Origin of the sequence: Chromobacterium piscinae, assembly GCF_021129175.1 — a bacterium.
Classification (GTDB): Bacteria; Pseudomonadota; Gammaproteobacteria; order Burkholderiales; family Chromobacteriaceae; genus Chromobacterium; species Chromobacterium piscinae.
This window is the reverse complement of sequence record NZ_JAJOHV010000031.1, coordinates 60,761-69,492: the sequence shown is the minus strand read 5'-3', so window position 1 is coordinate 69,492 and position 8,732 is coordinate 60,761. Positions and strand designations below refer to the sequence as shown.

The 8,732-nt window shown below is 68.9% G+C and carries 8 protein-coding genes; 3 read left to right on the top strand and 5 right to left on the bottom strand.

What is annotated here, in order from left to right:
* The 3 genes from LQR33_RS10765 to LQR33_RS10755 all read left to right on the top strand — a co-directional run.
* Positions 1–494 (top strand): hypothetical protein (locus LQR33_RS10765; RefSeq protein ID WP_231468886.1); only part of this gene is annotated, 494 nt, incomplete at its 5' end.
* Positions 487–1,527, top strand: coding sequence for a TyeA family type III secretion system gatekeeper subunit (locus LQR33_RS10760; RefSeq protein WP_221665107.1), 1,041 nt, complete (start codon positions 487–489; stop codon positions 1,525–1,527). The genes LQR33_RS10765 and LQR33_RS10760, both read left to right, overlap by 8 nt.
* 189 nt (positions 1,528–1,716) lie before the next feature.
* Complete coding sequence (locus tag LQR33_RS10755) at positions 1,717–2,907, top strand: CyaA/EF/ExoY family adenylyl cyclase toxin (protein ID WP_231468884.1); 1,191 nt, start codon at positions 1,717–1,719, stop codon at positions 2,905–2,907.
* Between the two features lie 67 nt (positions 2,908–2,974).
* Here LQR33_RS10755 and LQR33_RS10750 read toward each other — a convergent pair whose 3' ends face one another.
* The 5 genes from LQR33_RS10750 to LQR33_RS10730 form a co-directional block, all read right to left on the bottom strand.
* The gene (locus LQR33_RS10750; protein ID WP_231468882.1) at positions 2,975–4,078 is read right to left on the bottom strand and encodes a 3-deoxy-7-phosphoheptulonate synthase; all 1,104 of its coding nucleotides are present in this window, start codon (positions 4,076–4,078) and stop codon (positions 2,975–2,977) included.
* Between the two features lie 146 nt (positions 4,079–4,224).
* Positions 4,225–4,989, bottom strand: coding sequence for a 2,3-dihydro-2,3-dihydroxybenzoate dehydrogenase (gene dhbA, locus LQR33_RS10745; protein WP_231468880.1), 765 nt, complete (start codon positions 4,987–4,989; stop codon positions 4,225–4,227).
* 2 nt (positions 4,990–4,991) lie between these two features.
* A complete protein-coding gene (locus LQR33_RS10740; RefSeq protein ID WP_231468877.1) occupies positions 4,992–5,870 on the bottom strand; it encodes an isochorismatase in 879 nt (292 codons plus the stop codon).
* 5 nt (positions 5,871–5,875) lie between these two features.
* Positions 5,876–7,483: a (2,3-dihydroxybenzoyl)adenylate synthase gene (locus tag LQR33_RS10735; protein WP_221665103.1), complete on the bottom strand. Its 1,608-nt coding sequence runs from the start codon at positions 7,481–7,483 to the stop codon at positions 5,876–5,878.
* Positions 7,480–8,658: an isochorismate synthase gene (locus LQR33_RS10730; protein ID WP_231468876.1), complete on the bottom strand. Its 1,179-nt coding sequence runs from the start codon at positions 8,656–8,658 to the stop codon at positions 7,480–7,482. Before LQR33_RS10730 ends, LQR33_RS10735 begins: the two co-directional genes overlap by 4 nt.
* Positions 8,659–8,732 lie beyond the last annotated feature (74 nt).

The window sequence follows — 8,732 nt, the reverse complement described above, 5'->3', positions numbered from 1 at the left end:
AACTGGAACAGGCCCGGCTCGACGCGGACGCGCTGCGCGAGGCCGCCAGGCGCGAGGGCGAGCGCCAGGCGGTCCTGGCGCGGGAAGAGGCGGTGGCCGACGCGGTGCGCTGGCTGTGCTGCGAACAGGAAATGGAAGGCTTGATCGCGCGCCAGTTGGCCCTGCGCTGGCGCGGCATCACCGCCGGAGTGCTGGAGGCATTGTTGGGAAACTGTGATCAAAGCGAGCTGTTGCTGCGCCGGGTGGAGCGCCAGGTGGCGCGGCTGCTGCCGCGCGGCAGCGTCAATCTGCATGTCGCGCCGCAAGCGTTGAGGGCGGCGGAGCAGGCCTACGCCGATGTGCCGGAGGTGGCCGTGCTGGCCGACGCCGCGCTGTCCGTCGGGCAGGCCAGGCTGGACAACGGCTTGGTGCGCATCCACCTGGACACGCCCGCGCATCAGGCGCGGGTGCTGGAGCAACTGAGGGGCGATGCCCGGGAGGCGGCCCATGCTTAGGCTGGATCAGGTGACGGCGGGAACGGCGCTGGGCGGGGTGGATGACGGCATCGCCGCCCAGCCGATGGGCAGGCCGCCGGCGGCGGAGTCTGTGCTGGCGCTGGCACAGGCGGAGCTGCTTGAGTTTCAGAGCGACGCGCTGACCGAGACCCAGGAAGACCTGGGTTTCGCCCTGGGCGGGCGCCTGCGCGACAACCGGCGCGGCGGCATCGGCCAGGACGGCGCGCGCGGCCGGGTGCTGGCGCAGAAGCTGGTGGCGGAGCTGGCCGCCGTGGAGGCCGCCGATCTGGACAGCCTGCTGAGCGGCCCGCAGGACTGGCAGCGCGCGCCGCACTTGCTGGCCGCGATGCAGGCGCAGACTCCGGACCCGGGCCGCATGGCCCTGCAGCTGGCCGCCTGGCTGGCCAAGGGCAGGCCGGACGCCAGGTTGCGCCGCCGCATGGAAGAGGCGCTGGCGGCGTTGACCGCCGACGACACCCTGGCCTTGTCTTTGTTCGGCGCGCTGGAATACGGCGCGACGACGCCGGCCTTGCGCCAAGAGCTGCTGCGGCTTTACCACCGCGCCGGCGCGTCCCGGCAGAAGCTGTCGCAATGGCTGGCGTCGCTGGGCGAGCGGGATGGGCGGCAACGCAAGCTGCGCACCATGCTGCGGGTGCTGTCCTACGAGCTGTCGGCCAGCGGCCAGGCCATCGTCGGCAGCCATCTGGCCGCGGTGATCGGCGACCTCCGGCAGCTGTTGCGCATCCTGGGCCTGGAGGCCCATTGCGACCAGGCCGCTGCGGCGCTCGCCTTACCGGCTCTGGATGGCGAAACCCTGCTGCGCGGCGTGGTGTCGCTGCTGGAACAGGTATGGGTGAACGCGGACAGCGTGGCGGAGGCGCTGCCGCCGGTGGAGCCCGAGCAGCAGTATCGGCTGGCCCACGCCCTTGGCCGGCTGGCGCAGCTATTGCCCGAGGATTGCTTCGGCGATACCGAACAGAAGGCGCAGTTGGAGGCCGCGGTGGCGGAGCTGCGCGACCGCAGCCTGGAATAGCCGGCCCGCGTGGCATTGTTGTGTCAAAAACCGAATGATATGCGGTTTTCTGAAAGCCGTTTCCCGCGCCGGCTGATATGTTGGCCGCCATTATCTCCGCTGGCGCGCGACGGTCCCCGAACAAGTTGGGAGGCAGGCGGCGCGCGCCATGTCCCATCGAGTTGTCGGCAATTTGCGAGTCCAAACCACATGACCATTCAATTCAATCGCGCGGCGATCACGCCGGGCAATGTCGGCCAATCCCAGCTGGATTCCATTTCGAACCAACTGCCGGGCGCAAGCGGCGAGCCGCTGGGCTTGGGACGGCTGGTTGAGGCGGTGAAGGACAAAACCGGGATGGTCGCCTCGCACCTGATTCCGCTGCAGCAGGTCGCGCGCGACCATAACTGCATCATCGGCATCCGGCCGGTGGATAGGCTGGCCACCGAGCTGATCGAAACCGGGCATCCCACCAAGGGGTTTCACATCAAGGGCAAAAGCGCGTCCTGGGGCGCGCAGGCCGGCTTGATCTGCGTCGATCAGCGCTTCAGCAAGCTGGAAAACGCCTCGGCCGACCGCATCGCCAAATTCAATTCCCAAACCCGGCAGTGCATCCGCGACGGCGACGCGGCGGCGGTGCCGTTGACGATTTCCGGCTCGCGCTTGTCCAGCCTGCTGCAGGCCGGCGTGCTGGACAATCTGTCGCGGGAAAACGCCGAAGGCGCGCGCACGTTCACCGCGAAAGCGCCCAGCGGAAAGGAATATGTCTTCGAGGCGGCGCGCCAGCCCGGCGGCGAGGAGGCGTATGAAATCCGCCACGATGGCGCGCCGATTGAGGTGCTGGCTCCCAACGCCGATGCCAAACCCCTCACCGCCGATTACGACTTGCTGGTGATCGGCCCGCATTTGAGCGATGTCGGTCCACAGGACAATCTGCCGGTGCCGGACGTCGCGCATCAGGTCTTCCGCGAGCGGATCGACCATTACCGCGGGATTCCGGCCAATGTCGGCCTGCTGGACGCTTATCTGAATCCCAAGAGCTTTTACCGCCGCGAGGATGCGGAAATCGGCAATGCCTCGGCGCGCATCCGCGACATGATTCCCGTCATCAACCAGGCCCTGGTGGGCGATGGCGAGCGCGTGGTGCATCACAATGCCGACTCGGGCAGCCCGGCGACGGACCCGGACGCGAACTATCCGGCCACTTTCGCCTTGCCGGCCAAGATCGGCCGCTTCGACGAAATCTGCGTGATCGCGAACAAGGAGGAACTGGCGGAGCTGGTGAAGCAGGCCAAGGACAGCGGCTACCATCTGCCCTTGAATCCGCTGTGGGAAAAAGAAGTGAGCGGCGTCAGGCGCGAAAGCTTCGTCGATGCCCGGCGCAAGCTTGGCGGAGAGTGAGCGGCTGTCCGGCCTGCGCCCGGGGCCGGCGTGTTTCCGGCCCGGGCGCTGTTGGCGGAGGGCGGACTCAGCCGGCCAGCAGCGGCCGCAGCTTGGCGCGGGCGTCGCGCAGGATGTCGGCGGTGGTGTCCCAGTCTACGCAGGGATCGGTCACCGAGCAGCCGTAGCGCAGCTGGGCCAGATCGGCCGGGATGGACTGGTTGCCGGGTTCGATGAAGCTTTCCAGCATGAAGGCGCGGATGCTGCGGTTGCCGTGGCGGATCTGGGATACCGCGTCGGCCAGCACGCGCGGCTGCTGCGTGTGCTGCTTCCACGAGTTGGCGTGCGCGCAGTCCACCATGATGGCCGGCGGAATGTCGTGCTTCTTCATCGCCTGCTCGGCCAGCGCAATGCTCACCGAGTCATAGTTGGGCCGTCCGCCGCCGCCGCGCAGCACCAGGTGGCAGTGCGGGTTGCCGCGGCTGTTCACCACCGCCACCCGGCCATCCTTGCCCATGCCCAGATAGGCGTGCGGCGCGCTGGCGGAAACGATGGCGTTGATCGCCGCGTCCAGCGTGCCGTCTGTGCTGTTCTTGAAGCCGACGGCGCTGTCCAGCGCCGAGGCCAGCTCGCGGTGGATCTGAGATTCGGTGGTGCGCGCGCCGATCGCCATCCAGCTATAGAGGTCGGCCAGATACAGCGGCGACATCGGGTCCAGCGCCTCGCCGGCCAGCGGCAGGCCCAGTTCGGCGGCGGCCAGCAGGAAGCGGCGGGCGATGTGCATGCCCTCGTCCACGCAGTAGCTGTCGTCCATGTAGGGGTCGTTGATCAGGCCTTTCCAGCCCACGCTGGTGCGCGGCTTTTCGAAATAGGCGCGCATCACGATCAGCAGCGTGTCGTTCAGCTCGGCTGCCAGTTCCGCCAGCCGGGCGGCGTAGTCCAGGCCGGCGCGCGGGTCGTGGATGGAGCAGGGCCCCACCACCACCAGCCAGCGCGGGTCGTCGCCGCTCAGCACGCGTTTCACCGCGTCGCGGCCGGCGTGGACCGAGGCGCTGGCGCGCGGGCTGGCCGGCAGGCTGCGCAGCAGTTCGGCGGGGCTGGCCATCGAGCGGTAGTCGGCCTGGCTGGACGGCGGCGCGTGGCCGTGTTCGGGCGCGAGTAGGCCGGGTTCCGGCCTTGCAAGCGTAGTCATGATGTTCTCCACAGGATGATCCGCAAACGAGCAGCGGATTCAGCCCGTCGTTTGCGGCAGGGCCGGCGCGCGGCCCCGGTGTCGGCGACAGGGCGGCCGCGCGCCGACGGCGCGTCCAGCCTCTCCCCGCCGCGCGGTCCGCATGTTCAGGCGGCCAGGGTGGCGCCGCCGTCCACCACGATGTCCTGCATCGTGACGTGGCCGGCCAGGTCGGAAGCCAGGTACAGCACCGCGCCGGCGACGTCGGCCGGCGTGGCCAGCTTGCCCAGCGGGATGCCCAGGCGGAACGCTTCCGGCTTGCCGGCGATGGTGCGGGCGGCGCCGTGTTCGTCCTGCCACATGCCGCGCAGCATCGGCGTGTCGGTGGAGCCGGGCGACACCACGTTGCAGCGCACGCCGTACGGCGCCAGCTCCAGCGCGGCGTTGTGGCTGAGGCTGGCCATCGCAGCCTTGGACGCGCCGTAAGCGGCCATGTCGATGCGCGGCACGTGGGCGGCGTTGGAGGCGACGTTGACGATGGCCCCGGCGCGGCGCGCCTTGAAGTGCGGCATCAGCGCGCGCAGCAGGTAGAACGGGCCGCTGACGTTGACGGCCAGGCATTGCTGCCAGTCGTCGACCGACAGCGCGTCGAACGCGCCCAGGCGCAGCACGCCGGCGGCATTGACCAGCACGTCCGGCAGCGCGTCCTCCTCGGCCAGGCGGCGGCACAACGCGGCCACGGCGTCGGCGTCGCGGATGTCCAGCGGCAGCTCGCGCATGACGCCGCAATGGGCGGCCGGTTGTTCGAACTGCAGGTCCAGCGCCACGACACGCGCGCCGGCCTCGACGAAGCGGCGCGCCACTTCCTGGCCTATGCCCTGGGCCGCGCCGGTCACCCACACGCATCGGCCGGTGAAATCCAGTCCGACCATGATCAGGCCTCCTGCGGCAGCTTGGCCTGGATGGCGGCCCACCAGCCGTCCAGCGTCAGGTCTTGGGCCAGATCTTCAAAGCCGATTTCCAGGCCCAGCTTCTGCCATTGCGCCACCAGCTCCATCACGCGGATGGAGTCCAGGCCGTAGTCCAGTAGGTTGTCGTCGCCTGCCAGGCTGTCGTCGCCGTCTTCCAGCACCGTCAGCACCTGGGCCTTCAGCCATTCGCGTGTCAGCGCGGCGTCGTCGCCGGAAACCGCCAGGTCGGACTGCGCGATCACCGCGCCGCAGCGGGTGGCCACGTAGCGCAGCGCCATCTTGTGCTCTTCCTCGCTGAAGTCCGCCACCGCGTCGCCGACCATGAAGGCCTGGATGTCGCGCATGAAGGCGTCGCAGGCGGTCATCATGCAGCCGATGTGGGCGTAGACGCCGCAGATCACCAGCTGGTCGCGTCCCCAGGCTTGCATTTTTTCCTGCAGATCGCTGCGCTGGAAGGCGCTGTAGCGCCATTTGACCAGCACGGTGTCCTGCTCGCGCGGCGCAAGCCGCGGCGTCACCACCTGCACCGCCGGATCGGCGGTGGTGAGGCCCGGGCCCCACATATCGTTCAGCAGCGCGCGGTCTTCCGGTTTCTGCTCGGTGGGCTGCGCGGTATAGATCACCGGCACGCCGTGGCTGTCGGCCCAGCGGCGCAGCGCCTCCACCTTGGAAACCAGTTCGTTCACCAGCGCGCTGTCCTCGCCGTAGAAGGCCAGGAAGTAGCGCTGCATGTCGTGGATCAGCAGCGCGGCGCGCTGCGGCTCCACGCGCCAGGCGGTCTTGTTGGCGGGGAAGTCGGCCGCTTGCGGCAGCGGGTAGGCGTTAAGCTTGGGAATGCTCATTGTGTTCAGGCTCCGGCCGCGGCGGCCAGCATGCCGCGCAGCGCTTGTTTGTCTATTTTGCCGACGTGGGTCAGCGGCAGGGTGTCCACCAGTTCGAAACGGTCGGGCAGTTTGTAGTCGGCCACGCCCTGTTCGCGCAGGAAGCGGCGCAGCGCCACCGATTTCAGTCCGTCCTCATGCGCCACCACGTAGGCGCAGCTCTTCTCGCCCAGCATCGCGTCTGGCATCGCCACCAGCGCGGCCTGGGCCACTTGCGGGTGTTGCAGCAGCAGGTGTTCGATTTCCTCGGCGGCGATCTTCTCGCCGCCGCGGTTGATCTGGTCTTTCACCCGGCCGACCACGCGCAGGTAGCCGCGCTCGTCGGCTACCACCACATCGCCCGAGTAATAGAAGCCTTCGTTGTCGAATACGCGGGCATTGTGTTCCGGGGCCAGGTAGTAGCCGCGGAAGGTATAGGGGCCGCGGGTGGCCAGCATGCCCGGCGCGCCAAGCGGCACCGGGTGGCCGGCTTCGTCCACCACCTTCACCTCGTCGGCGTCGCTCATCGGCCGGCCCTGGCAGCCATAGACGATGTCGTCGCCGTCGTCGAGCCGGGTGTAGTTGACCAGGCCTTCGGCCATGCCGAACACTTGTTGCAGCTTGCAGCCCAGCACTTCCGGCACCTGGCGGGCGGTGGCTTCGGCGAAGCTGGCGCCGCCGACTTGCAGCAGTTTCAGGCTCTTCAGCTGGGCCTCGCGGCCGGGCGCGGCTTGCAGCCACAGCGCGACAGCCGGCGGCACCAGCGCGGCGATGTCCACCTGGTGGCGCTCCACCAGCGCGAAGCAGGCCAGCGCTTCCGGATTGGGCGCCAAGACCACCGCGCCGCCGGCATGGAACACGCCGAGCGCGCCCGGCGAGCTGAGCGGGAAGTTGTGCGGCGCCGGCAGCGCGCACAGGAAGCGGGTGTGCGGGCCGAGTTCGCAGATCTCGGCGCTGCGGCGCACGCTGTAGAAGTAATCGTTGTGGGTGCGCGGAATCAGCTTGGGCGTGCCGGTGCTGCCGCCGGACAGCTGGAAGAACGCCACTTCGTCGGCGGCGCTGGGGCCGGCTTGGTCCGGCACGCCGCCGCAGTCTCGCTCCAGCACGGCTTCCAGTTCGTCGTTGGCGAACAAGCGCACGCTCAGCGCCGGCGAGATGGCGGCCAGCTCGTCCGCCATCGCGTCGTCGCCGAACAGCGGATGGCGGCGGTCGGCGATCAGCAGCTTGGGCTGGATCTGGCGGGCGTAGGCCGAAAGCTCCAGCTTCTGGTGGCTGAACAGCGCGTTGACCGGGGCGGCGCCGATCTTGAACAGCGCGAACAGCGCGATGTAGAACTCGGCGACGTTGGGCAGCTGCACCAGCGCGGTGTCGTGGCGGGCCACGCCGCGCGCCAGCAGCCAGGCGGCCAGGTTGTCGGAGCGGCGGTCCAGCTCGGCGTAGCTGATCTCGCGCTCGCCGCACAGCACAGCCGGCGCGTCGGGACGCTCGCGGCATTGCCGCGCCAGCATCTCGGTCATCGGCTGGTCATTCCAATAGCCGGCGGCGCGGTAGCGCGCCGCCAGATCGTCGGGCCAGCGGGTGAAGGCTACGCTCATGCCGCCGCCTCCTGGCCGGACAGGCCGAAGGCGCCCAGCATAGTGCCCAGCTTGGCCTGGGTTTCCGCCCATTCCGATTCCGGGGTGGACGCGGCGACGATGCCGGCGCCGGCGAACAACCGCACGCGGGTATCGGCCACGGTGGCGCAGCGTATGGTCACAGCCCATTCGCCGTTGCCGTGCTCGTCGCACCAGCCGACGATGCCGCTGAACACGCCGCGCTCGAACGGCTCGATTTCGCGGATCAGCTGGCGGGAAGCCTGGGTGGGGAAGCCGCAGATCGCCGGCGTCGGGTGCAGGCGGCAGGCCAACTGCAGAATCGGCAGCGAGGCGTCGGCGAGCACGCCATCTATCTGCGAGCCCAGGTGCCACATCGCGCGGGTGCCCAGCAGCGACGGCGCGGACGGGATGGACAGCTCGGCGCAATAGGGGCCCAGCACGCTCTGGATGTCGTCGATGACCAGGCTGTGCTCGTAATGGTCCTTGGACGAGTCCAGCAGCCTGGCGCTGGCGGCAGCGTCGGCCGCCGGGTCGCTCTGGCGCTTCGCGGAGCCGGCCAGCGGGAAGGTGCGCACGCGCGCGCCTTCCTTCTGCAGCAGCAGCTCGGGGCTGACGCCCACCAGGCGGCCGCCGTCGGCCAGCGGCAGCTGGAACTGGTAGCCGTTGGGATTTTGCGCGCACACGGCGTCGAACACGCGTTCCGCCGACACCGGGCGGTCGAAGTCCACCTCCAGCACGCGGGACAGCACCGCTTTGTGGATTTCGCCATGGCTGAATTGTTCGATGGCCTGGCTGACGGCGGCCTTGAAGCCTTGTTCGTCCGGGATGCTGCGCGAGCCGACCACCTTGCCGCCGTCGCCGGCGCACTGGGTGGCGGCCTGCAAGCGCTCTTGGCGGTCGAAGAAGACGTGGCGGGCGGGGATGAACAGTTCGGAGGGCTGGTCGATATCGAAGGGGATGGCGCCCATCAGCACCGGAGAGGCGATGCCGTCGGCGCGGGCGCGGGCGAAGGCTTCCGCCACTTCGCGGGAGAACACGCTGTCCGGATCGAGCGCGCCGCGGGCGGGGGTGTGGATGCGCGCATGTACACCGCCGGCCTTCAGGCTGCGGTGGGACGACATGAAATAAAACTCGCCGTCTTCGGCGCTGCCGGTCGTGGCCGACTGGGTGTGCATGGCTTAACTCCGATGATAATGATAATAATTATCGTTCAATGTATATTCAAAGTAATCGCCTGTCAATCGCCGAA